Origin of the sequence: Blautia sp. MSJ-36 (assembly GCF_018917985.1) — a bacterium.
Taxonomy (GTDB): domain Bacteria; phylum Bacillota; class Clostridia; order Lachnospirales; family Lachnospiraceae; genus Blautia_A.
Map to the genome: position 1 here is coordinate 21,729 of NZ_JAHLPQ010000022.1, position 22,727 is coordinate 44,455.

Here is a 22,727-nt window from a genome sequence, read left to right on the forward strand (position 1 = left end):
TTCGATTGAAGCTTGCTCATGCCTCGGTTATGATCGCAAATACAGAGGATTAATATTCCTCTTCTGTGTCCTCTTCACCTTCGTGGATATCAGACTTCGGTTTGGAAAGACCTTCGATCTTAATGTGATGTTTCTCTGCATAATCCCAGAGAGCCGCATGAATTGCTTCCTCAGCAAGCAGGGAACAGTGAATCTTTACCGGCGGAAGTCCGTCCAGAGCCTCCATAACGGCTTTGTTTGTTACTTCCATAGCTTCCTCAATGGTTTTACCCATTACAAGCTCTGTTGCCATGCTGCTTGTTGCAACTGCCGCACCGCATCCAAATGTTTTGAATTTGCAGTCTTTGATAATATGAGTTTCGTCATCAATGTCAAGGAATATTCTCATAATATCGCCGCATTTTGCATTTCCTACAGTACCCACGCCGCTTGCGTTCTCAATCTCACCTACATTACGTGGATGCTGAAAATGATCCATTACTTTTTCACTATACATTATTTTTTCCTCCTGGCAAGTGTTTTTATTATTTTTTCTGCTTTTTAATAAAATCTTCATATAATGGAGACATACTTCTTAAATTTGCAGTAATATCTTTCAGTTTATCTACTACAAAATCAACGTCCTCCATTGTTGTCTCCTCGCTTAATGTCATACGGAGTGATCCGTGTGCGATCTCATGAGGAAGGCCAATAGCCAGCAGAACATGTGACGGATCCAGAGAACCGGATGTACATGCAGAACCGCTGGATGCACAGATTCCGAAGTTGTCAAGCATCAGAAGAAGGGACTCACCCTCGATGAACTGAATGCTTACGTTTACGTTGTTCGGAAGACGTTTTACCTTATCTCCGTTAAGACGTACGTACGGGATCTCTGTGAGAATTCTGTTAATCATATGATCTCTAATCTCGATCTCTTTTGCAGTACGCTCTTTCATGGATTTGTTTGCACGCTCTGCTGCAAGACCGTATCCTACGATACCAGGAACGTTCTCTGTACCTGCACGACGTTTTCTCTCCTGTGCTCCGCCGTGTACGAAGGAACGGATCTTAACACCTTTACGGATATAGAGGAAACCGATTCCTTTCGGTCCGTTGATCTTATGTCCGCTGGAGCTGAGCATATCAATGTTAAACTCATCTACATTGATCGGGATCTGTCCGAATGCCTGAACAGCGTCTGTATGGAACAGGATTCCATGCTCATGTGCGATCTGTCCGATCTCTTTCAGCGGCTCAAGAGTACCGATCTCATTGTTTGCAGCCATAACAGAAATCAGGATGGTCTCCGGTGTGATGGCTTTCTGAAGTTCATCCAGGTCAATGAAACCGTTCTCATCCACATCCAGATATGTGACCTTCGCACCGCGCTCTTTTTCAAGGTATTCGCAAGTATGAAGGATTGCATGATGCTCGATCTTTGTTGTGATGATATGGTTACCTTTATTCTTGTATGCCTCAAAAGTTGCTTTCAGAGCCCAGTTGTCAGACTCGGAACCGCCCGCTGTGAAATAGATCTCCTCTTTCTTGGCTCCGATCACGTCTGCGATCTGCTGTCTTCCTTTTGCGATGGCAGCTTTACTGTTTGCCGCAAAATCATAAACGGTTGAAGCATTTCCGTAAAACTCTGTAAAATATGGCAGCATTGCCTCCACAACTTCCGGTGCGGTCTTTGTGGTAGCCGCATTGTCCAGATATATCATTTTTCCCATTTTCTTTTCCTCCTGTTCAGGATAATTATTTTTCGTGTATTCTCCGGCTTTCTTCGATCAGCTCGCTGAGCATCAGTGTATCCACTGCATCCGTGATGCTGTCGTTGATCCTCTTCCACACTAATTTAGCTACACAGAGATCGGAGCCCTGGCAGCCACCGTCACCTTCTGTTCCCGGACATGTTGCAGCCTCCAGACCGCCCTCCAGGACACGAAGGATATCTCCCACTGAAATCTCTTCTGCCGGTCTTCCAAGGAAGTATCCTCCGGCTGCGCCGCGGACACTCTTCACAAGGCCCGCTTTCTTTAAAAGTGCCATCAGCTGCTCCAGATAGCTGACTGATATATTCTGACGGCCCGCAATACTCTGAAGCGAGACCGCTTCTTTCTCACTGTAAAGACCAAGGTCTATCAAAGCCTTAAGTCCGTATTTTGCTCTTGTTGACAGTTTCATCCGCTCACCTCTTTTTCAATTCCCAGTGTTTTCCTCGGATTTCATGTTTACTCTATCAGAAACATATGGTTCTGTCAAGACTAACTTCTTCATATACTGACAAAAAAGACTCAAGGTTATCCATGTCAAAAAAAATATTTTTCAAAGGAACCCTGATTCTTGCCTGCACAGGCCTTATCAGCCGTATCGCAGGTTTCTTTTATAGAATATTCCTCTCCCATGCCATTGGTGCGGAAGGTCTTGGCCTGTATCAGCTGGTTCTTCCTCTCCAGGGACTTATGGCCGCTTTATCCTATACAGGGATCCAGTCTGCTCTTTCACGTCTGATTGCGTCCAGACTTGCTCTTCAGGAGAAAAAGGAGGCACGGTTTTCGCTGGTCACAGGAACACTTGTGGCTGTCTTTTTTTCTGCTGCAGCCGGTTTTCTGATTTTTCGGCACACAGATTTTTTTGCTTCTGCAATCCTGCAAACACCGCAGACTGCCGGTCTTCTTCGCATAACAGCTGTCAGTATTCCGCTCTGTGCCATACACTCCTGCATTGACAGCTATTATTATGCCCGGAAAAAAGCCTCTGTTCCGGCTGTCGTACAGCTTTCGGAGCAGGCTGCACGGATCGGCACTACCTATATCCTGTATCTGATCTTTCTTTCCGAAGGACGTCCGATCACTGCATTGATCGCAGCGGGTGGCTCCCTTGCCGGAGAGGCTGCCGCTTCGCTGGTGTCGCTGTTGGTAGTTTCCTTCCATTTTGGAAATCACCCTGTACAAGAAAAAACTCCCGTCAGGGTCTTTCCGCTGATAAAGGACCTTTTCACACTGTCTTTTCCCATTTCCCTGAACAGGATCCTTCTGACACTTCTCAGCAGCATAGAAGCGGTCCTGATCCCACAGATGCTTCTACGTTCCGGCATGACAGCCTCAGACTCACTGAAGATCTATGGGATCTTTACGGGAATGGCACTGCCCCTGCTCCTGTTCCCTTCCACACTTACGTCTTCCGCCGCTGTGATGCTGATGCCTTCCATCGCACAGCTCGATGCACTGGGAGAACAGAAGCAGATCCGTCGTATCACAGACCAGACCTTTTTTCTGTGCATGTTCCTGGGATTTCTGTGCGGAAGCGGATTCTTTCTTTTTGGCCCATTCCTCGGAGCGCTGCTTTTTCACAGCCAGACTGCCGGCACCTACATACGGTATCTGTCCTTTATCTGTCCTTTTCTTTATACAAACATCATGCTCACCAGCATCCTGCATGGGCTTGGAAAACCGGGGATCTGTCTGCTCCACAGTATTGCCGGCATTCTCATCCGCATTTTCTCCGTTGTTTTTATAATTCCGGCAACAGGGATCCGAGGCTATTTTTACGGGATTTTTCTGGGTGAGCTGCTGCTTACTCTTCTACACGTGAAAGCGCTAAAATTTCCCTATCGACAATCGGACAATAATCGTTTATAATAAATAATCGAAATGTCTATAGTTATGGAGGAATAGAGTACTATGAGTTTTGAATTCATAAAAAAACTGCCAACTCCTGAGGAAATCCGCAATCAGTATCCCATCGATGCTGAACTTCAGGCTCTCAAGGAGAAACGCGATGCTGAGATTCGCGACGTTTTCACCGGAAAATCCGATAAATTCCTCGCTATCATCGGACCATGTTCTGCAGATAACGAAGATGCTGTATGCGATTATCTTTTAAGACTTCGCAAAGTTCAGGAAAAGATCGAGGATAAAGTCCTTATCATCCCGCGTGTTTACACAAACAAACCACGTACAACCGGTGAAGGATACAAGGGAATGGTCCATCAGCCAGATCCTGAGAAGAAACCGAACCTTCTTGCCGGACTGATTGCAATCCGTAAGATGCACATGCGTGCCATCCGCGAAAGTGGTTTTACCTGTGCAGATGAGATGCTTTACCCGGAGAACTACCGTTATCTTTCTGATCTTCTTTCCTACGTTGCTGTAGGTGCACGTTCTGTTGAAGATCAGCAGCACAGACTGACAGTCAGCGGCATGGACGTTCCGGCTGGTATGAAGAATCCTACCAGTGGCGACTACAGCGTTATGCTGAACTCCATCGTTGCAGCACAGGGCGCTCACCGCTTCATTTACAGAAGCTGGGAAGTTGAGACCACCGGTAACCCGCTCTCCCACGCAATCCTTCGTGGTGCGGTAAACAAACACGGAGAAGCTATCCCGAACTACCATTATGAGGATCTTCGTCTTCTCTATGACAAATACCACGCAAAGAACCTTGCCAACCCGGCAGTAATCGTGGATACCAACCACTCCAACTCCAACAAGCACTACGAGCAGCAGGTTCGTATCGCAAGCGAGGTTCTTCACAGCCGTCAGGTAGATCCTGAGCTTCACACTATGGTAAAAGGTCTCATGATCGAGAGCTATATTGAGCCAGGCAATCAGAAGATCGGTGTAGATCACATCTACGGAAAATCCATCACAGATGCATGCCTTGGATGGGATGAGTCTGAGAAACTGCTTTATACGATTGCTGAGAACTGCTAAGATCCGTCCGATCTGCAGTTTTAACAAATCAAGGGGTCCCTACGGGATTGCAAATATTCCCTTGACTGAAATGCACATCAAAAGAACCGACGTTCTTCCTTTTTTGGAAGCGTCGGTTCTTATTTTTTTCTGCTTAATATTATATTTCTGTTTACAGGTTAATGCCTCGGATGCGCCTTCATATACACATCGCGCATTTTTGCAACACCAAAATTCAAATAGATCTGTGTAGTGGAAATGTCCGAATGTCCCAGCATTTCCTGTACACTCTTTACATCCGCCCCGTTCTGCAGCATATGTGCGGCAAAAGAATGTCTCAGGGTGTGTGGTGTGATATCATGCTGGATTCCTGCTTCTTCCGCATATCCCTTCAGCACTTTCCAGAACCCCTGTCTGCTCATGGACTTTCCTGAACAGTTGGTAAAAAGGCTCTGTGTCTCATTTTCTTTCACAAATGTTCCACGGGCTTCTTTCAGATATTTCTCCATGGCATTCCTGCACACATTTCCCACAGGAATGACCCGTTCCTTCTCTTCATCGTGACAGACCACATAACCAAGCTGAAGATTCATATCCTCCAGATTCAGGTGAAGCAGTTCACTGACACGCATTCCTGTCGCATAAAGAAGTTCCAGCATGGCGCTGTCCCGAATTCCTTTCGGGGTATTCAAATCCGGCTGTCTCAGAAGTCTGTCCACTTCATCCACAGAAAGAATCTCCGGCATCCTCTTCTCAACCTTAGGTGGCTTCAGTTCCAGGGATGGATCTCTCTCAATCCGGCCTTCCTGCTGAAGATACTGAAACAGTGCACGGATCGAAGCCACATTTCTGGAAATGGTAGAAGAGGCAAACTGTCCTCTCTCCATGTAACTGAGATATCCCTCCAGTTCCAGCTCTCCCACTTCACGGATATCATAAATTCCACGCTCTTCAAAATATGCTGCCATCTTCTTCAGATCTCTCTGATATGACACCTCTGTATTATGAGATGTTCTTTTTCTATTATGTAAATATGTAATAAATTCCCGTATCTCTATGTCCATTCTCTTACATCCCGTTTCTAAATAACTCATTATCAACAAAATCGTAAAATCTGTATTCTTTTATGACTGAATTATACTGTGTATTTTACATAAAATCAAACGGTTTTTCAGCGCAAAACCACGCAATTTCAACACTTTCCGCCTCAAACCACCAAATATCGCAGATTTTATGGAAACCATCACTACATATTGTAAAAAATTTTTTCAAAAAAATTTCAGCCCCTTTACAACTTTCTCAAGAATCCACGGATTCAGGAAACTTTCCGCAAGAATTCCCCCTGTATACACCAGAAATGCAGTCATTCCCTGCCGGATATATAGCCTCGATTTCTGAGGTACAAGCCCATAGTTTTTCCAGATATCATAGGACTGTCTGTATACAAGACCAGCAAGATAAAAATACACCGGAATATAGATCACATACTGAGGAATCAGAAGTCCGGCCCCGGCCACACCTCCGTAAATACCAAATTCCAGCACGGATAAAGTCAGGATAAGTCCTGTCTCCATCCCAAGAATCAGCATATAAGCCACTGACAGCGGTACCCCAAATATGGTAAACCCACAGAAAAACAGAAAAAGAAAGAGTACTCCCCTGTGTCGTAACACTTCCAGCAAATATGCTCCGCCGGAAATATCTTTCCCCGCAAAATTCCGGATCAGATAGAAAGAAGCCAGGGTTTTCTGTTTCCATTCCATTTTCCAGATCAGATTCGGTATGATATTTCCCACCAGAAAACCGGTCAGAAAAAGAATCTCTGCCGGAAAACGACCAGCTGTTTTCCATTTTCTGCTTTCATTTCTTTTTTCCATTCACTCACCCTGTACCAGTTTACGTCCAAACTCTCCGTAATATAACCTGTTTCCGGGCAGCAAAAAAGCCGGCCAGCTATTAAAGCTGTCCGGCTTTCATTATTTCCAGAGTATTCTGTGAGTGAAAGCTTATTTTGCGTAATCAACCGCTCTGCTTTCACGGATCACATTAACCTTGATCTGTCCCGGATATTCAAGTTCTGCTTCGATCTGCTTTGCAATGTCTCTTGCAAGGAGAACCATATCTGCATCACTTACGTGATCCGGTACAACCATAACACGAATTTCTCTTCCTGCCTGAATAGCAAAAGATTTTTCTACGCCCTTGAACTCATTGGTGATATCCTCGAGCTGTTTCAGACGATTGGTATAGGTTTCCAGTGTCTCTCGTCTTGCACCAGGTCTTGCCGCGGAAATTGCGTCAGCAGCCTGTACAATACAAGCGATAAGAGATTCCGGTTCCACATCGCCATGATGGGACGCAACTGTGTTGATAACGATCGGGGATTCCTTATATTTCTTACAGAGATCCACGCCAATCTGGATATGAGAACCTTCCACCTCATGATCAATGGATTTACCAATATCATGAAGAAGTCCGGCACGTTTGGCCATACGCACATCCACACCGATCTCTCCTGCGAGAAGTCCGGAAAGCTGTGCAACCTCAATGGAATGTCTTAAAGCATTCTGACCATAACTGGAACGGAATTTCATACGTCCAAGAAGTTTCAGAAGTTCCGGATGGATTCCATGAACACCCACATCCATGGCTGCTGTCTCACCGTCTTCACGGATCTGTGTTTCCACTTCTTTCTGGGCTTTCTCCACCATCTCTTCAATTCTTGCCGGATGAATACGTCCATCCACAATAAGTTTCTCCAGAGCCACTCTGGCGATCTCTCTACGGATCGGATCAAACGCGGAGAGAACAACTGCCTCCGGTGTATCATCAATGATCAGATCCACACCGGTAAGTGTCTCCAATGTACGGATGTTACGGCCCTCACGACCGATAATCCTTCCCTTCATTTCATCACTTGGAAGCTGTACCACAGAAATTGTTGTCTCAGATACGTGATCTACCGCACATTTCTGGATAGCATTGACCACATATTCCTTGGCTTTCTTGTTGGCTTCTTCTTTGGCTCTGTTCTCAAGCTCCTTATAGAGTCTTGCAACATCCACCTTTACGTCATCTTCTACAGATTTCAGTAATTCTTCTTTTGCCTGTTCGGAGGTAAGACCTGAAACTCGTTCCAGTTCCCGTACTCCTTTTTCCTCAAGTTCATTTACTCGTTTTTCTTTTTCTTGTAACTCGTTAAATTTCGCTGTACATTCCAGCTCACGCTTCTCCACTGCATTGGCTTTTTTGTCAACAGATTCCTCTTTTGACAAAACTCGCTTCTCGTATCTCTGCAGCTCGTTTCTCCGTTCCTTGGTTTCCCTTTCCAGTTCATTTTTAGTTCGCAGAGATTCTTCCTTTACCTCAAGTAAAGTTTCGCGTTTCTTGGTCTCTGCTGCTTTCAATGCTTCATCAAGAATATTCCTTGCTTTATCCTCTGCTGTACCTACGATTTCCGCATCCTTGCGTACTTTCTTGTCAACAGCAACCTTGCAAGTAACAGGAACTGCAATAAGTAGCGTGACTACCACAGCGACAATAACACCGATAATTGTGCCTGCCACAGGAGCACCTCCTTATTTAGTTTTCATTGTACAAATACAACAATACAAGTTTAGCTGTTTTTCACATTTATGTCAAGTTTTTCTCATGAAAAAGCCGATTTTGGTTAGCACACATGAACTGTGACTTTTTTTGTATGGAATTATTCCATCTCGTGCTTCACACGGATGTTCATTTCTTCCAGAATATGAGAAATATCCTCGTACTTAAATGCTCTTCTGGCAAGGTACCCATAGAGTCTCCGCATCTGTCCTTCATCAAGCTCGGTATCCGGTGCATATTTCTTCTCTATGGTCTTCCGTAAAACGGCACGTTCATCGGGTTCCATAAGTTCTTCCATTTCCTCCCAGGCTTCCAGTGCAGTCTGACGGTCCACGCCTTTCATCTGAAGCTCGGAAAGGATCTTCTGGCGGCTCTTGGACTCCATGCGGAAAGAAATGTATGTCCTGGCATAACGGGCATCATTAATATAGCCGTAAGACTTCACATAGGCAATGGCATCCTCCACTGCCTCCGGTGAAAATTCAGCCTGACGGAGTTTATCCGTCAGGCCTTTCTCTGTACGATCCATATGTTCCAGAAGCCGCATGGCTTTCTTTCTTGCCCGGTTTCGTTCTTCCGGATTCAGCATGGATTATTCCTCTTCTTCCGTATCCGCTGTCTGTGTCGCAGCTTCTGCTGTTTCATCTGCCGGATCCAGGTGATACTGTACACGTACCTTCTTCTCGATCTCATCACGGATCTCCGGATGCTCTCTCAGGAACAGCTTGGCATTCTCACGTCCCTGTCCGATCTTATCACCCTCGTATGCATACCATGCGCCGCTCTTATTTACAATGGAGCAGTCTGCCGCAAGATCCAGGATGTCTCCCTCTCTGGAAATACCGGTTCCGAACATGATATCAAATTCTGCCTGTTTAAATGGAGGAGCCACCTTGTTCTTAACTACCTTCACACGGGTATGGTTACCTACCATCTCACCGCCCTGCTTCAGTGTCTCTACACGGCGTACATCCATACGGACAGATGCATAGAATTTCAGGGCACGTCCACCGGTTGTGGTCTCCGGATTACCGAACATTACGCCGACCTTCTCACGGAGCTGGTTGATAAAGATCACCACACAGTTGGACTTGCTGATAACAGCAGTCAGTTTACGGAGTGCCTGTGACATCAGACGTGCCTGCAGGCCCACATGGCTGTCTCCCATATCGCCCTCGATCTCTGCCTTGGGAACAAGGGCTGCAACAGAGTCCACGATCACGATATCCACAGCACCGGAGCGCACCATGGTCTCTGTAATCTCCAGAGCCTGCTCTCCGTTATCCGGCTGTGAAATGTAAAGATTATCAATATCCACACCGATATTCTTGGCGTAAACCGGATCAAGGGCATGCTCTGCATCGATGAATCCTGCGATTCCGCCTCTCTTCTGAACCTCGGCAACCATATGTAAAGCTACGGTTGTCTTACCACTGGACTCCGGTCCGTAGATCTCCACGATACGTCCCTTCGGCACACCACCTACGCCAAGAGCGATATCAAGGCTTAAGCATCCTGTAGGAACAGCCTCCACCTGCATATGGGAGCTGGAATCTCCAAGTTTCATAACAGAGCCCTTACCAAACTGCTTCTCAATATTTCCAAGGGCTGCTTCCAGCGCCTTCTGCTTCTCTTCACTGATCATTCTGCAATCTCCTATTCTTTCTTCTCTTCTATCGCTAAGTTTCCTGTTTTTTCGAACCTTTGTTCGTGTTTTCTGTATTACATAGTATTATAAAACGGAATGATTGTCAAGCAGAAAAAGCAGATAGAAAGGTTTCCCTTTTTATCTGCTTTGTAAAATGAATGCTCTTATTTTTTTACTGATCGTTGGTCAGTTTCAGTTTATCCAGGATATAGAACACAAGGCTTAATGCCATGGCAACCACGCACGCCAGCACCATACCTGTAAGCTCTACATTTCCAAGTTTCAGGGCAATTCTGGAAAGTCCCACAACAAAGACAACACTTGTCAGTGTCAGGTTTCTGGATTTGCTGTAATCCACGTGATTGTCAACCAGCATACGAAGTCCGGAAGTTCCGATCATTCCGTAAAGGAGGAAAGAAATTCCGCCGATAACCGGACCAGGGATAGTACTGATCAGGGCTGCCAGTTTGCCAAGGAAAGAACAGCAGATGGAAAGCACTGCCGCACCGCCGATAACCTGTACGCTGTAAACCTTTGTCACAGCCATAACACCGATGTTCTCACCGTAAGTGGTGGTCGGCACAGAACCAAGGCATCCGGAAACTGTGGTGGAGAAGAAATCCGCAAACAGGGATCTGTGAAGTCCCGGGTCTTTCAGAAGATTTCTTCCGACGATCTTTCCGGTTACGATCTGATGTCCGATATGCTCGGAAGTTACCAGAAGCAGTGCAGGGAAAATCGTCATGACAGCCTCAAAATTAAATTTCGGGGATGTAAAGTTGGGAAGGGCAAAAAACGCCGCTTCTCTTACCTGGGTAAAATCCAGAAGCCCACATGCACCTGCTGCCACATATCCGGCAATGATCGCGATCAGGATCGGAATAACAGAAAGAAAACCACGGAACAGAATCTGTCCGAATACCGCTACTCCAAGTGTCACCAGAAATACGATCACATTCTTCGGATCTACCTTGTCATCCAGAAGTCCTGCCGTACTTGCCGCATTTCCTGCAAGTTCCAGACCAATCAGTGCAACTACCGGTCCCATTGCCGCGGTAGGAAGCACGATATCAATCCAGTCCGTTCCACACTGACGGACAATAAATGCCACGCACATACCTGCAATACCAAGTACAACGAAACCGCCAAGGGCATACTCATAACCGTACTTGCTGATGACCAGAAGTGCCGGTGAAAGAAAAGCAAAACTGGAACCTAGGTATGCCGGTGCCTTTCCTTTTGTGATGAAAATAAAAAGAAGTGTTCCCACGCCATTCATCAGAAGCACGATGGCCGGATTGATGCCAAAAAGGAACGGCACCAGTACGGATGCTCCGAACATGGCAAACATGTGCTGGATACTTAACGGTATCAGCATTTTTACAGGTACTTTTTCCTCGACCTGTATGATTCTTTTTTCCACTCTCAAATCCTCCCGTTTTTTATTATCTCACCGATTATAGCACAGGTTTTCTCATCGTGGGAGATTTTTTCCACAAATATGCGGATACTATGTGGTATACTGTTGTTATCTCCGGGAAAACAGATAGTTCACGGAAATGTAAGTACAATCTGTTCCGGATAATTTTTCAGAAAGGACTTTTCTTCTATGAAAGCATACGAACGACTTTTATCCTATGTAAAAATATTCACACCAAGCAACGAAGAGAGCACTTCTTCCCCTTCTTCCCAGTGTCAGTTTGATCTGGCGCATGTCCTTGTAGAGGAACTGAAAGGACTTGGTATCTCTGATGTAAGTCTGGATGAGCACTGCTATGTTTATGCTCATCTTCCGGCCACAAAAGGACTGGAACACTGCAAAACCCTCGGCTTTATCGCTCATATGGACACCGTTTCCGATTTCTGCGATCATGCGGTCATCCCTGTGATCACTGAAAATTACGATGGAAAAGATCTTCCTCTTGGCACAAGCGGCAGAACTCTTTCCCCGGAAATGTTTCCACACCTTACTTCTCTTGCCGGACGGACACTCATCACCTCAGACGGAACCACAATCCTGGGTGCTGACGACAAGGCCGGCATTGCGGAGATCCTCACAGCGCTGGAGCATATCCTTAAGGAAAAAATACCTCACGGACCTCTCTGTGTTGCATTTACGCCAGATGAAGAGATCGGCATGGGACCGGCTCACTTCGATGTAAAAAAATTCGGTGCAGATTACGCCTATACCCTGGACGGTGATACAGAAGGCGAGATCCAGTACGAAAACTTCAACGCCTGCAGTGCAAAAGTAATTTTCCAGGGCGTCAATGTCCATCCCGGTTCTTCCAAAAATACCATGGTCAATGCTGCCCTTGTTGCCATGGAATTTAATTCCATGCTCCCCTCTGCGGATACGCCAAGGAACACAGAGGACTATCAGGGATTTTTCCATCTGTGCTCCATGAAAGGAGATGTTTCCCAGGCTGAACTTCAGTATATTGTCCGGGATCACGATGCCGCTTCTTTTGAAGTCCGCCAGAAAACCCTTGCACATATCACCAAAATTCTCAACGAAAAATGGGGTGAAGGTACCGTGACCCTTACCATCACCCAGCAGTACCGCAATATGAAAGAGATCATTGATACCTGCCCGTGGCTGATCACCCTGGCAGAGGATGCCTGCCGTGCCTGCGGTGTCACACCGCTAATCTTGCCTATCCGTGGCGGCACAGACGGAGCCCAGTTAAGTTTCATGGGACTTCCCTGCCCGAATCTGGGAACCGGCGGACATGCCTATCACGGGCCTTATGAGCACATTACTGTTGAAGGAATGGATGCTGCTGTAGATGTTACCCTTGAGATCATAAAACTGTTTTCCCAGAGAAAAGATTGAGAAAATCCCCTTAAAACCCTGCATCACCAGAAATCTGATATAAACAAAAAATACCCACAGATCCTCCGGCCGGTTATTTGCCGGAATAAATCTGTGGGTATTTCTATACCATATAAAATTCATCTGAACCAGGTCGAATCAGACGAAGACTTCCTTGATTCGGTCAAATGATCTTCATCATTCTCGCCAGTTTCTTCATATACCTTCCACCAGGCATCATGCCCAGATCTTCTTCACTTGGCTTACTTACAAACAGATATACAATAAAGTATACTGTAGCAGCCAGGATCACGGAAATACCAAGGCAGATCACATTGGAATGGATCAGCGCATACAGTCCGTAATATACCACTCCCGCAACAACTCCCATTGGAATAGATGCCAGGAACGGGCTTAAATAAGCACTTCTCCATGGGTTCTTGTAACCCATATATTTCTTGATGGAACGGTCGTTGAGAAGACACATCACAACCGCATAGACGATCTGTGCGATGACGATGGTATAAACGCCAAGGTTGGTAAATACCAGAAGCAGTGCCATGGCGATTACATCGGCCACCAGAGCGATAGCTGCATGGATCATCGGAAGTTTCGGCTTGCCGATTCCCTGAAGTACACCGTTGGTGATATTGGAGTTACCGTTGAGGATAATGGTAATTCCTCCCAGAATCAGAAGCTGTCCGCCTACACCATTGGTTCCCGGGAAGATCAGTCTTGTGATCGGTCCGGAAAGAACTGCAAGACCTACTGCCGCCGGAATGGAAATCAGCATGCTGATCCAGGTGGCACGGTCGGTCTTCATATTGGCACCCTCAATATCATGCATGGCATAATGTGCAGAAACCTCCGGAATCATGGAAGTAGGTGCCGTACTTGCCAGAGTCAGCGGAATATTGATCAGTGTCATATAATATCCATACTCGGAATACAGCGTCTGAATCACGTTCTTGGCAGCACCTTTGATGTCCATAATGCCAGAATACATATAGCTGTTGATATATCCGTTTACATTGTAGATAAAAGCGCTGAGAATGATCGGCATGATGATAAGCACAATATTGCTCATTACATGGCCCATACTCTCATTTACGGAATGATGGTCATTGGCGATCCTTTTTCGAATGATCTTGCGGTTTACCCCGTAGACAATCAGCATAAAGATCAGAGCGGAAGCCACACCGGCACCGGTACCCATGGTAGCACCTGCCGCACCCCAGCGATGAACCAGATCCATATCTCCTGTTGCGGAGAAATGCTGAATAAATACATGTGACATCAGAAGCGCAAAGGTTGCCACAAAAATCTGTTCAATAATCTGTGAGATCGATGTCGGCATCATATTGCGGTATGCCTGGAAATATCCGCGGAATACACCGCACAGACCGGACATGAAAATTGTAGGCGCAAGCATCTGCAGTGCCAGACGGGCATTTGCCATACTGTCCGGAACCAGGATTCCCGCTCCAAATACACAGACAAGTGCCACGATACCGCCGGCAACTGCCGCATAGATCAGTGCACCGTAAAATACTTTCTGTGCATCTTTATATCTGTGAAAAGCGATCTTCTCCGCCATGATCTTGGATACCGCCTGTGGAATACTGAAAGACGCGATCATCAGCAGAATGAAATATACATTCTGTGCAAACTGGAAAAGCGCAAAACTCTGGCTTCCCAGTGTGGTTGAAAGCGGGCTCTTGTACAGCATTCCGATGATCTTGGAGATCAGCGCCGCTACCATAAGAAAAGAGGCGTTTTTCACAAGTGTGTTATCGTTTTTTTTACCCATTTTACTTTTCCTAACTTAAATATTCTCGATCTGCCAGTCAATGGGTTCTTCCCCGTTGGCTTTCAGAAATTCGTTGGCCTTACTGAAATGCTTGCATCCGAAAAATCCCCGATAAGCAGAAAGGGGACTTGGATGTGGTGCTTCCAGGATCAGGTGCTTCGGATTGTGAAGCATGGATGCCTTCATCTGGGCAGGCCGACCCCAGAGAAGAAATACGATCGGACGGTCCTCCTCATCCAGGATCCGGATGGCAGCATCGGTAAACTGTTCCCAGCCGATTCCTCTGTGTGAATTGGCCTGATGGGCACGGACTGTCAGCACTGTGTTTAAAAGAAGCACGCCCTGTTTTGCCCATTTTTCCAGATTACCATTGTTTGGGATGTAACATCCCATATCATCCTCAAGTTCTTTATAAATATTCACCAGAGATGGTGGTGTTTCCACACCTTTTTTTACGGAAAAACAAAGCCCGTGGGCCTGTCCGTCATTGTGATAGGGGTCCTGTCCCAGGATCACAACCTTTACCTGATGCAGCGGCGTAAAATGAAACGCATTGAACAGATCTTCCGGAGGCGGAAAAATCTTTCTTGTTCGGTATTCTGTCATCACGGTTTTATAAAGTTTGGCATAGTAAGGCTGATGAAACTCACCTTTCAGCGCCTCCTGCCAGTCTCCTGCTATAGGAGCCATATCCTTCACCTCTCATCCAACTTATCTTCTCACGGAAATTCCTTTTTCCGCAAGGTAATCCTTCACTTCACGGATTTCCAGTTCTTTGTAGTGGAACAGAGATGCTGCCAGTGCCGCGTCTGCTCCGCCTTCAGTCAGTGCATCATAAAAATGCTCCAGAGTTCCGGCACCACCGGAAGCGATCACAGGAATGGAAACCGCATCTGCAACGGCTCTTGTAAGTTCAATGTCGTATCCTGCTTTTGTTCCGTCGCAGTCCATGCTGGTAAGAAGGATCTCACCTGCACCGAGTTCTTCCACCTTCTTCGCCCATTCAAGAGCATCAATACCGGTATCCAGTCTTCCGCCATGTTTGTAGATATTCCAGCCGCCATCCGGCCTTCTCTTGGCATCAATGGCAACTACCACACACTGGCTTCCGAATTTCTGTGCAGCTTCATGGATCAGCTCCGGACGGTCGATGGCTGCAGAATTTACAGAGATCTTATCTGCGCCTTCGCGGAGAAGTTTCCGGAAATCATCCACAGTACGGATTCCTCCGCCTACGGTAAAGGGGATAAATACATTGGCAGCAACGGCTCTTACCATATCTACCACCGTATCACGCTCCTCACAGGAAGCAGTGATATCAAGAAAAACAAGCTCGTCCGCACCGGCTGCGTCATAAGCTTTGGCAATTTCCACCGGATCTCCGGCATCTTTCAGATCAACAAAATTCACGCCTTTTACTACACGTCCTTTATTTACGTCCAGACATGGGATAATTCGTTTTGTAAACATGATTATGCCTCCTCCTTTCCGGTGCCTGCCTCAAGTGCCGCAAAATTCTCAAGGATCTTCAAGCCCCACCGGCTGCTCTTTTCCGGGTGAAACTGGCATGCAAATACATTCCCTTTCTCCACAGATGCGTGAATACATGTACTGTACCGGGTGGTCGCTTTCACGATCTCTTCATCTTCTGCCTGAAGATAATAGGAATGTACAAAGTAAACGTATGTGTTTTCCGGAATATCTTTAAATAATCTTCCCTTGTTCTGAAGATGCAGAGAATTCCAGCCCATATGTGGAATCTTCAGTCCCGGGCTTGGCGGGATCCGTAAGATCTTTCCTTTCAGGATTCCAAGGCCTTCCACTCCCGGTGTCTCATCACTGCTCTCAAAAAGCAGCTGCAGTCCAAGACAGATTCCAAGAAAGGGGGTTCCTTTTTCTACAATCTCATGTATCACCGGAACAAGTCCGTATTTATTGAGATTCTCCATAGCATCACCAAAACTTCCAACACCTGGAAGAATTACTTTATCTGCTTTCAGAAGCACCTGGGGATCTCTTGAGACGACAGTCTCCTGTCCCAGATACTGAAGTGCTTTTTCCACACTTTTTATGTTTCCTGCATCGTAGTCAATGATTCCTATCATAATAATGCTTCCTCCTGCTCTTTTGTATCTCGATATTCCTCTCTCACCTTCGATTTACATTGATTTAGTATAACGCAAAAACAGGCGGTTGCAAAGACTTTTCTCCGCTGCCGCCCGTTTTTGTGCATTATCACACTAAAGTTTCATTATTTCCGATCCAGTGTAAACCAGAATTCCACACCATTGTCAAAGTTCTGCACGCCATATTCCTGGTTCATGCTTTCCATGATGGCTTTTACAATGGATAAACCAATACCGCTTCCGCCGTATTCCCTGGTTCTCGCTTTATCAACTTTATAGAATTTATTCCAGAGATTTGGCACATCCGCTTCCGGGATCGGAGTTCCGGTGTTAAACACACTGATCTTCACACGGTTATCCTCATCCTGGAGCTTGATCTCGATCTCCCTCTCTCCGTCCAGATGATTCAGGGCATTGCTTACATAGTTTGTCACGACCTCTTCGATCTTAAACTCATCGGCCCATACATAAACCGGCTTCTCTGCCTCAAAAATCACATTGGCCTCTTTCTGTCCGATCATGATGTTCATGGTCTGGAGTACGCCACGGATCAGGGATACGATATCAAACCGCTCCATCACAACTGCATCTTTGCCGGATTCCAGCTGGTTCAGGGTAAGAAGATTTTTTACCAGTTTATTCATCTTGGAAGCTTCATCCATAATGACATCGCAGTAGAACTCTCTGCTCTCAGGGTCATCGGAAATGTTTTCTTTCAGACCTTCTGCGTAGCCCTGGATCAGAGCGATGGGAGTTTTCAGCTCATGAGATACGTTATCCAGAAATTCTTTTCGCATCTTGTCGATCTTGATCTTATCCTCAATGTCCCGCTGCAGTTCATTGTTCGCGGATTTCAGTTCACTGATGGTGGTCTCAAGCTGTGAAGACATCCGGTTGAAATTATCTCCCAGGACATCGATCTCATTGCCCACCTTGCTCTCGTATTTTGCCTCAAAATCCAGATCCGACATTTTTTTTGAAAGATCTGTAAGCTCACTGATGGGACGGGTGATCCGTCTGGTCACAACCATAATGATCAGGCCGCTTAAGATTATGATCATCAGGCCTACCACAAAGTAGAACTTATTGGAAATATTGGCGCTCTCCCGGATGCTTTCAAGTGGTGTCCTTATAATAAAATAATGATCATCATCCAGCTGTCCCCAACATTCCACATAATCCATTCCCGCAAACCGGTCGTGGGACTGCTGAATCGTATAGTTGTCGCCTTCTTTCAGAGTCCGGCTCTTATCTCCGTCCTCATCCAGATCGTAGACATAGCCAAACAGTTTGCTCTGAAGCATTTTTTCATTTTCGCCCCAGGAAAGCCAGCTGGTATTGCTGCTGTCGATGATGACCCAGGAAAGATTGTTTCTGGAGCTTGCCCTTTGCACCTCATCCGGGATACTTTCTGATCCTTCCCCGCTGTCGCTGTTCATCATCTTGTCAATATCTGTATTTTCCAGCGTTGTGCGGAGATCCAGAAGCACATCGATTTTTTTTGTTACATAATATTTTTCAAGAAAAGCTCCGTTGATCACGGTGATGGTCAGAATGGATAAAAACAGCAGACCGATAAAATATGCGGTGATCTGATGGCGGAGACTGTGGATTTTTTTCTGCCTTTGTTTTTTCTTTGGCTTTTTCATTCTCCTACCTCAAACTTGTATCCCATACCCCAGACTGTCTTGATGTACTCTCCTTTGTCGCCCATTTTGCTTCTCAGCTTCTTGACATGGGTATCAATGGTTCTTGCATCTCCAAAGTAATCATAATTCCACACAGAATTGAGGATTTTTTCTCTGGAAAGGGCGATTCCCTCGTTTTCCAGGAAATATGTCAGAAGCTCGAATTCCTTGAAACTTAAATCCATCGGTTTATCATCTACCGTTGCCTGATGTGCCGCCTTGTCGATAACGATGCCGCCTGCGGAAAGTACCTCGTCCGGGTTACTCTGTCCGGTTCTTCGAAGGATGGCTTCTACACGTGCCACCAGAATCTTTGGGCTGAAAGGTTTGGAAATGTATTCGTCTACCCCAAGTTCAAATCCCAGAAGTTCATCACGTTCATCGCCTCTTGCTGTCAGCATGATAATCGGAACCTTGGAATTCTTGCGAATCTCACGGCATACTTCCCAGCCGTCCATCTTCGGCATCATCACGTCCAGGATCAGCAGTGCGATGTCTTTTTCTTTATAAAAAATATCCATGGCTTCCTCACCGTCACCAGCTTCCAGTACTTGAAAATTCTTTTTAGTAAGGAAATCTTTTACCAGTTTTCTCATTCTGCTTTCGTCATCTACTACAAGAATCTTTAATGCGTCCATTCTATCTTCCTCCGTTTCTATGATTATCCCTCTGTCATGTATATTCTCGTCATTTATACTGGTAATATATCACAGGTTTGTGTTGTGTGTGTGAACGTAATTTCATTTTTTAAGAAAATTTTGTGTAAAGCAAATATAAAAAAGAGAACCCTTTCACATTCAAAAGAATTCTCCGATTTTTTCTCCCATAAGTACTCTTGTTTCCATTCCTGCCTGTGAATTTTTGAGGATATCTTCATCTGGCTTTACCGCATTTTTTTCGGTGATCAGCACAATGGTGGAACCTCCGAAAGCAAAATTGCCTTTTTCCTCTCCGCGTTTCACAGATGCCCTTCTTGGCCGGTTTTCGATCTTCCCCACAAAGAGAGCGCCAACTTCCATCATCAACACGGTACGGAAATTTTCTGTTTTCAGAAGGGAATATTCCCGGCTGTTTTCTTTATAAATAGGACAGGCATCGTTTGCTACGGGATTGACTGTATGCAGGATTCCCGGGATTCGGATCCGCCTGGACTCTGCTGCATTGTCCGGGTAAATATATCTGTGATAATCCTGGACACAGAGACGAAGGACCCACACATAGCCACCCTGATATCTTTTTCCAAGGGAAGGATTTCTTAAAAGTTCCTCCACTGTATAGCCGGTCTGTTTGATATGAAGACGGGCTTTTTCATCCACAGGATATACGCTGGCACGACAGTCACAGGGACTGATAAAATGCCCTGGTTCCATATCGATCCTGCGGGCATCTTTTCGGATCTTACGCTTAAAGAAATCATTGTAGGAAGTATATTTCCGTTTTTCATAATCACTCATATCCAGATGATTGAGCCGGATAAACGGTTCCACCGCTGCCGCCGAAATCCTGGAATCCAGAAATTTTCCCATGGCAATGGAAACAGCCGGATTGACCAGGGGACGGATCATCATACGCCCGGCCACTGAACCATAGATCTTTTCCAATAGATTATTCTGAAAAGAATCCTCTTCTTTAATATTTCCCTTTCTGTCTGCTGTCCGGATCATAAGCTACCGCCTCTCTCCATGGAAAGTTTGTAGAGATAATTGAATTTCCACCATCCTTCATTGTAGAAAAGGACCAGAAGAACTGCCACTGCAACTACCGCAACGATGATCACCAGCTCCCGGTTGGTCGGCTTACGGAATTTAAAATCCAGGATAAACAGAAGTCCTACTGCCAGCATTGCAATGTGAAGGATCACCACGAACCATTTATACTCCGGAAAAAGCAGTGATACCACAAACAGAAGAGGCAGAATCACGGACATGGACGTGATGGGAAGTCCCTGATAATATTTCCGGTTCTCGGAAGTTTCATTCTGGCGTTTCTCTTCCATAACATTGAAATATGCCAGGCGGATCAGGCCTGCAAGGCCATAGAATAAAAGAATGGCAATTCCGTAAATATGATACATACCAAGTTTAAATCCCAACACAATGGGAAGGATTCCAAAACAGACGATATCTGCAAGGGAATCGATCTGAATTCCGAAACACTTCTCATCCTCCGTTCTGTTCTTCTTGGTTCTCGCAATCTTTCCGTCAAACATATCGCACAGTCCGGAAAATGCCAGACAGCACACTGCTGCCGAAATATGGTCTGTCACAGCGCAGAAGATCCCGATCATGGAAGACACTACGCTTATGTAAGTCATTATTACCGTGTAATCATAAAATCCTATCATTTGCACACCTCATTTTTTCTCTTTCGATTACTTTTTCCCAATAGTCAGCTGCGCCACTACTGTAAACACTGCACTGATCAGCAGTTCCCCGTAATATCCAAGACCTCTGCTAAGTACCATTCCCGGAAGCAGAAGTCCTCCGAATACCGGGCTGAAAATATTAAGGAACAACGTCTCACTGATTCCCATTCCTCCCGGAAGCGGCAGCATATCCACAGATACCGAGATCACTGCCTGGAGAAAAAGGATCTCCCAAAATCCGGTACCGTGAAGGCCAAATGCCTGATATACAAACCAGGTTACCGCAAACAGTGCCATACGCTGAATAAAAGTGATTCCAATAACTTTAACGATCACAAATGGATTATTCTTCAGATATGCCGCAGTATTTCGGTAAGTATCCATAGAATCTTCCAGTTTTTTCAGCCGCTCCTCTTTTTTCTTCATCAGATGAAACCGCTCCAGAAGTTTCATTCCCTTTACCAGGATCGCTTTTGCCAGAAGGGGATGGAACACCAGGATGGTCATAAATGTAACGCAGAAAATATTCAGTGCCAGACCCAGATAAAACACCGGCAGGATTCCTTCCAGATATTTATGGAGAAATCCTCTTCCGAAAATCGCGATTCCCACACCGATCACCACAAGCACCAGTTTATAGGTGATGGTTACAATCATCAGGATCACCGTTGATACTGGAATGGAAATCTTTTCTTTTTTCATATAGTAGATCTGCATGGGCTGTCCGCCACTGGCGGACGGTGTGATACAGCTGAAAAAAAATCCCACAGAAGAAAACAGAAAGCAGGTTTTCTTTTTCAGACGGATCCCACTGGATCTCATCATGTACCAGATGATGATGGATTCCCCCCAGATAAAAAATGCTACCAGTGCAATTCCCGGAACCAGCCACCGTTTATCTGCTCTGTGTATGGCATCCATCATGGAAGATAAATCTTCTCCGTGAAAAACACCGTAGATAGTCAGGGCGAACACGACTGCCAGGAACACTCCGTTAAATATGATCTTTTTTTTGCTCTTCATCACTTGGCACCTTCTGTATATCTGTTGATTTTCTTCTCAATTTTAGTTCCGAACCGTTCATAAATATGCCAGATCTCTGTTTTCTGTCCCAGCATAAAGCATATCTGTGCCAGGATTACACCACCGGCCACATCCACCAGTACATGCTGCTTGGTAAAAAGAGTTGACAGAAAAACCAGCACAGCCAGCACAAAGGATACGCCCTTGTACCACGCCGGAATTCTTTTCTGATCTTTGATCCCCAGGAAACAGAACCAACTTACCAGACAGTGGATGGATGGAAAAAGGTTATCCGCCGCATCAATGGAATAAAGCCACCCTGCCAGCAGATTCCAGAACCCGCTTCCTTCGATCATCGGTCTTGTATTGGTTGTTGGATATGCCAGAAATATGATCAGACACACGCAGCGGGATATAAAATCCGCGGTAAAAAAACGATAAACCTGTTCCTTCTCCTGCCTTGCCGCAAGGATATAATTCACTGTCCAGAATATATAACAGCCGAAATAGACAATTAAAAACTGCGGCACAAACGGGAGCCGCAGGTCAAGACTACTTTCTATGTTGTGATGGTACCAACCGCCTGCAATTGCCCTTGAACCGGAATATACAAGACAGTTAAATACAAATGAAAAAACAAGGGGAAAAAGCCCGTACGCAGGTACGACCCCTGTTACATATTTCCAAAAACGTTTCATAAATTCACGCCTCATTATTTTATTGATCTCAGGAAGAAAACGTATTTTTTCCTGATGTTTTCTGTTACTCACAGTATAACAGTCGGGGCGTATGGTTTCAACTAAATATGGGAATTTTAAGAATTGTTAAGATTTCAGTTCAGCTAATTTTTCTTTTTTGTTCATACTTTTTTCAGAATGACGTCACAGAATGACCACAAAATGTGAGTATATTATTAGATGTGCAAAGGGTACTACCTTTGATAACACTTTTTTCTTTTTCATACTGCCGG

22 protein-coding genes are annotated in these 22,727 nt (G+C 45.5%); 3 read left to right on the forward strand and 19 right to left on the reverse strand.

The annotated features are described in order from the left end of the window. Positions 1-49 precede the first annotated feature (49 nt). The 3 genes from nifU to KQI39_RS13170 are packed head-to-tail and all read right to left on the reverse strand — an operon-like array spanning position 50 to position 2,166. Positions 50-496: a Fe-S cluster assembly scaffold protein NifU gene (gene nifU / locus KQI39_RS13160; RefSeq protein ID WP_015526995.1), complete on the reverse strand. Its 447-nt coding sequence runs from the start codon at positions 494-496 to the stop codon at positions 50-52. Between the two features lie 28 nt (positions 497-524). Beyond that, the gene (gene nifS / locus KQI39_RS13165) at positions 525-1,712 is read right to left on the reverse strand and encodes a cysteine desulfurase NifS (RefSeq protein ID WP_148447435.1); all 1,188 of its coding nucleotides are present in this window, start codon (positions 1,710-1,712) and stop codon (positions 525-527) included. Between the two features lie 25 nt (positions 1,713-1,737). Further along, positions 1,738-2,166 carry an RrF2 family transcriptional regulator gene (locus tag KQI39_RS13170; RefSeq protein ID WP_015526993.1) on the reverse strand — a complete coding sequence of 143 codons (429 nt, stop codon included), beginning with the start codon at positions 2,164-2,166 and terminating at the stop codon, positions 1,738-1,740. Between the two features lie 122 nt (positions 2,167-2,288). Here KQI39_RS13170 and KQI39_RS13175 point away from each other — a divergent pair, with 122 nt between their 5' ends. Both KQI39_RS13175 and KQI39_RS13180 read left to right on the forward strand, forming a co-directional pair. Beyond that, a complete protein-coding gene (locus KQI39_RS13175) occupies positions 2,289-3,623 on the forward strand; it encodes a polysaccharide biosynthesis protein (RefSeq protein WP_216418912.1) in 1,335 nt (444 codons plus the stop codon). A gap of 42 nt (positions 3,624-3,665) precedes the next feature. Then, positions 3,666-4,697 carry a 3-deoxy-7-phosphoheptulonate synthase gene (locus tag KQI39_RS13180; RefSeq protein WP_118062126.1) on the forward strand — a complete coding sequence of 344 codons (1,032 nt, stop codon included), beginning with the start codon at positions 3,666-3,668 and terminating at the stop codon, positions 4,695-4,697. Between the two features lie 158 nt (positions 4,698-4,855). Here KQI39_RS13180 and xerD read toward each other — a convergent pair whose 3' ends face one another. From xerD to uraA, 6 genes are all read right to left on the reverse strand, one after another. Then, on the reverse strand, positions 4,856-5,740 hold the full coding sequence (gene xerD / locus KQI39_RS13185) for a site-specific tyrosine recombinase XerD (protein WP_216418914.1): 885 nt from the start codon (positions 5,738-5,740) through the stop codon (positions 4,856-4,858). A gap of 204 nt (positions 5,741-5,944) precedes the next feature. Then, entirely contained in the window at positions 5,945-6,553 is a 609-nt protein-coding gene (locus tag KQI39_RS13190; protein WP_021976877.1) for a stage II sporulation protein M, read from the reverse strand. Between the two features lie 129 nt (positions 6,554-6,682). Further along, the gene (gene rny / locus KQI39_RS13195; protein WP_021976878.1) at positions 6,683-8,242 is read right to left on the reverse strand and encodes a ribonuclease Y; all 1,560 of its coding nucleotides are present in this window, start codon (positions 8,240-8,242) and stop codon (positions 6,683-6,685) included. A 140-nt stretch (positions 8,243-8,382) separates the two neighbouring features. Beyond that, positions 8,383-8,871 carry a regulatory protein RecX gene (locus KQI39_RS13200; RefSeq protein WP_173763025.1) on the reverse strand — a complete coding sequence of 163 codons (489 nt, stop codon included), beginning with the start codon at positions 8,869-8,871 and terminating at the stop codon, positions 8,383-8,385. Between the two features lie 3 nt (positions 8,872-8,874). Beyond that, positions 8,875-9,927, reverse strand: coding sequence for a recombinase RecA (gene recA / locus KQI39_RS13205; protein ID WP_148447443.1), 1,053 nt, complete (start codon positions 9,925-9,927; stop codon positions 8,875-8,877). 175 nt (positions 9,928-10,102) lie between these two features. Beyond that, positions 10,103-11,353, reverse strand: coding sequence for a uracil permease (gene uraA, locus KQI39_RS13210; RefSeq protein ID WP_216418916.1), 1,251 nt, complete (start codon positions 11,351-11,353; stop codon positions 10,103-10,105). 186 nt (positions 11,354-11,539) lie between these two features. Between uraA and pepT the strand changes: the two genes are divergently transcribed. After that, on the forward strand, positions 11,540-12,766 hold the full coding sequence (pepT, locus tag KQI39_RS13215; protein WP_216418918.1) for a peptidase T: 1,227 nt from the start codon (positions 11,540-11,542) through the stop codon (positions 12,764-12,766). A gap of 163 nt (positions 12,767-12,929) precedes the next feature. Here pepT and KQI39_RS13220 read toward each other — a convergent pair whose 3' ends face one another. From KQI39_RS13220 to KQI39_RS13265, 10 genes are all read right to left on the reverse strand, one after another. Continuing rightward, the gene (locus KQI39_RS13220; RefSeq protein ID WP_216418920.1) at positions 12,930-14,555 is read right to left on the reverse strand and encodes a putative polysaccharide biosynthesis protein; all 1,626 of its coding nucleotides are present in this window, start codon (positions 14,553-14,555) and stop codon (positions 12,930-12,932) included. Positions 14,556-14,570: 15 nt separating this feature from the next. After that, complete coding sequence (ung, locus tag KQI39_RS13225) at positions 14,571-15,245, reverse strand: uracil-DNA glycosylase (RefSeq protein ID WP_021976884.1); 675 nt, start codon at positions 15,243-15,245, stop codon at positions 14,571-14,573. A gap of 21 nt (positions 15,246-15,266) precedes the next feature. Further along, on the reverse strand, positions 15,267-16,025 hold the full coding sequence (gene hisF / locus KQI39_RS13230; protein WP_118513037.1) for an imidazole glycerol phosphate synthase subunit HisF: 759 nt from the start codon (positions 16,023-16,025) through the stop codon (positions 15,267-15,269). A 2-nt stretch (positions 16,026-16,027) separates the two neighbouring features. Further along, the gene (gene hisH / locus KQI39_RS13235) at positions 16,028-16,660 is read right to left on the reverse strand and encodes an imidazole glycerol phosphate synthase subunit HisH (RefSeq protein ID WP_216418922.1); all 633 of its coding nucleotides are present in this window, start codon (positions 16,658-16,660) and stop codon (positions 16,028-16,030) included. A gap of 146 nt (positions 16,661-16,806) precedes the next feature. Next, complete coding sequence (locus KQI39_RS13240; RefSeq protein ID WP_216418924.1) at positions 16,807-18,330, reverse strand: sensor histidine kinase; 1,524 nt, start codon at positions 18,328-18,330, stop codon at positions 16,807-16,809. Beyond that, the gene (locus KQI39_RS13245; protein ID WP_148447456.1) at positions 18,327-19,007 is read right to left on the reverse strand and encodes a response regulator transcription factor; all 681 of its coding nucleotides are present in this window, start codon (positions 19,005-19,007) and stop codon (positions 18,327-18,329) included. The genes KQI39_RS13240 and KQI39_RS13245 overlap by 4 nt, the downstream gene beginning before the upstream one ends. A 159-nt stretch (positions 19,008-19,166) precedes the next feature. Continuing rightward, positions 19,167-20,033: a phosphatidylserine decarboxylase gene (locus tag KQI39_RS13250; RefSeq protein ID WP_216418926.1), complete on the reverse strand. Its 867-nt coding sequence runs from the start codon at positions 20,031-20,033 to the stop codon at positions 19,167-19,169. After that, positions 20,030-20,713 carry a CDP-alcohol phosphatidyltransferase family protein gene (locus KQI39_RS13255; RefSeq protein ID WP_216418927.1) on the reverse strand — a complete coding sequence of 228 codons (684 nt, stop codon included), beginning with the start codon at positions 20,711-20,713 and terminating at the stop codon, positions 20,030-20,032. Before KQI39_RS13255 ends, KQI39_RS13250 begins: the two co-directional genes overlap by 4 nt. A gap of 27 nt (positions 20,714-20,740) precedes the next feature. After that, the gene (locus KQI39_RS13260; RefSeq protein ID WP_216418929.1) at positions 20,741-21,757 is read right to left on the reverse strand and encodes a lysylphosphatidylglycerol synthase transmembrane domain-containing protein; all 1,017 of its coding nucleotides are present in this window, start codon (positions 21,755-21,757) and stop codon (positions 20,741-20,743) included. Beyond that, the gene (locus tag KQI39_RS13265) at positions 21,757-22,455 is read right to left on the reverse strand and encodes a phosphatase PAP2 family protein (protein ID WP_216418931.1); all 699 of its coding nucleotides are present in this window, start codon (positions 22,453-22,455) and stop codon (positions 21,757-21,759) included. The genes KQI39_RS13260 and KQI39_RS13265 overlap by 1 nt, the downstream gene beginning before the upstream one ends. Positions 22,456-22,727 lie beyond the last annotated feature (272 nt).

Coding starts and splice junctions, on each gene's coding strand:
- nifU (WP_015526995.1), bottom strand. CDS start 496: ATGTATAGTGAAAAAGTAATGGATCATTTTCAGCATCCACGTAATGTA.
- nifS (WP_148447435.1), bottom strand. CDS start 1,712: ATGGGAAAAATGATATATCTGGACAATGCGGCTACCACAAAGACCGCA.
- KQI39_RS13170 (WP_015526993.1), bottom strand. CDS start 2,166: ATGAAACTGTCAACAAGAGCAAAATACGGACTTAAGGCTTTGATAGAC.
- KQI39_RS13175 (WP_216418912.1), top strand. CDS start 2,289: ATGTCAAAAAAAATATTTTTCAAAGGAACCCTGATTCTTGCCTGCACA.
- KQI39_RS13180 (WP_118062126.1), top strand. CDS start 3,666: ATGAGTTTTGAATTCATAAAAAAACTGCCAACTCCTGAGGAAATCCGC.
- xerD (WP_216418914.1), bottom strand. CDS start 5,740: ATGGACATAGAGATACGGGAATTTATTACATATTTACATAATAGAAAA.
- KQI39_RS13190 (WP_021976877.1), bottom strand. CDS start 6,553: ATGGAAAAAAGAAATGAAAGCAGAAAATGGAAAACAGCTGGTCGTTTT.
- KQI39_RS13200 (WP_173763025.1), bottom strand. CDS start 8,871: ATGCTGAATCCGGAAGAACGAAACCGGGCAAGAAAGAAAGCCATGCGG.
- recA (WP_148447443.1), bottom strand. CDS start 9,927: ATGATCAGTGAAGAGAAGCAGAAGGCGCTGGAAGCAGCCCTTGGAAAT.
- pepT (WP_216418918.1), top strand. CDS start 11,540: ATGAAAGCATACGAACGACTTTTATCCTATGTAAAAATATTCACACCA.
- KQI39_RS13220 (WP_216418920.1), bottom strand. CDS start 14,555: ATGGGTAAAAAAAACGATAACACACTTGTGAAAAACGCCTCTTTTCTT.
- ung (WP_021976884.1), bottom strand. CDS start 15,245: ATGGCTCCTATAGCAGGAGACTGGCAGGAGGCGCTGAAAGGTGAGTTT.
- hisF (WP_118513037.1), bottom strand. CDS start 16,025: ATGTTTACAAAACGAATTATCCCATGTCTGGACGTAAATAAAGGACGT.
- hisH (WP_216418922.1), bottom strand. CDS start 16,660: ATGATAGGAATCATTGACTACGATGCAGGAAACATAAAAAGTGTGGAA.
- KQI39_RS13240 (WP_216418924.1), bottom strand. CDS start 18,330: ATGAAAAAGCCAAAGAAAAAACAAAGGCAGAAAAAAATCCACAGTCTC.
- KQI39_RS13245 (WP_148447456.1), bottom strand. CDS start 19,007: ATGGACGCATTAAAGATTCTTGTAGTAGATGACGAAAGCAGAATGAGA.
- KQI39_RS13250 (WP_216418926.1), bottom strand. CDS start 20,033: ATGATCCGGACAGCAGACAGAAAGGGAAATATTAAAGAAGAGGATTCT.
- KQI39_RS13255 (WP_216418927.1), bottom strand. CDS start 20,713: ATGATAGGATTTTATGATTACACGGTAATAATGACTTACATAAGCGTA.
- KQI39_RS13260 (WP_216418929.1), bottom strand. CDS start 21,757: ATGAAGAGCAAAAAAAAGATCATATTTAACGGAGTGTTCCTGGCAGTC.
- KQI39_RS13265 (WP_216418931.1), bottom strand. CDS start 22,455: ATGAAACGTTTTTGGAAATATGTAACAGGGGTCGTACCTGCGTACGGG.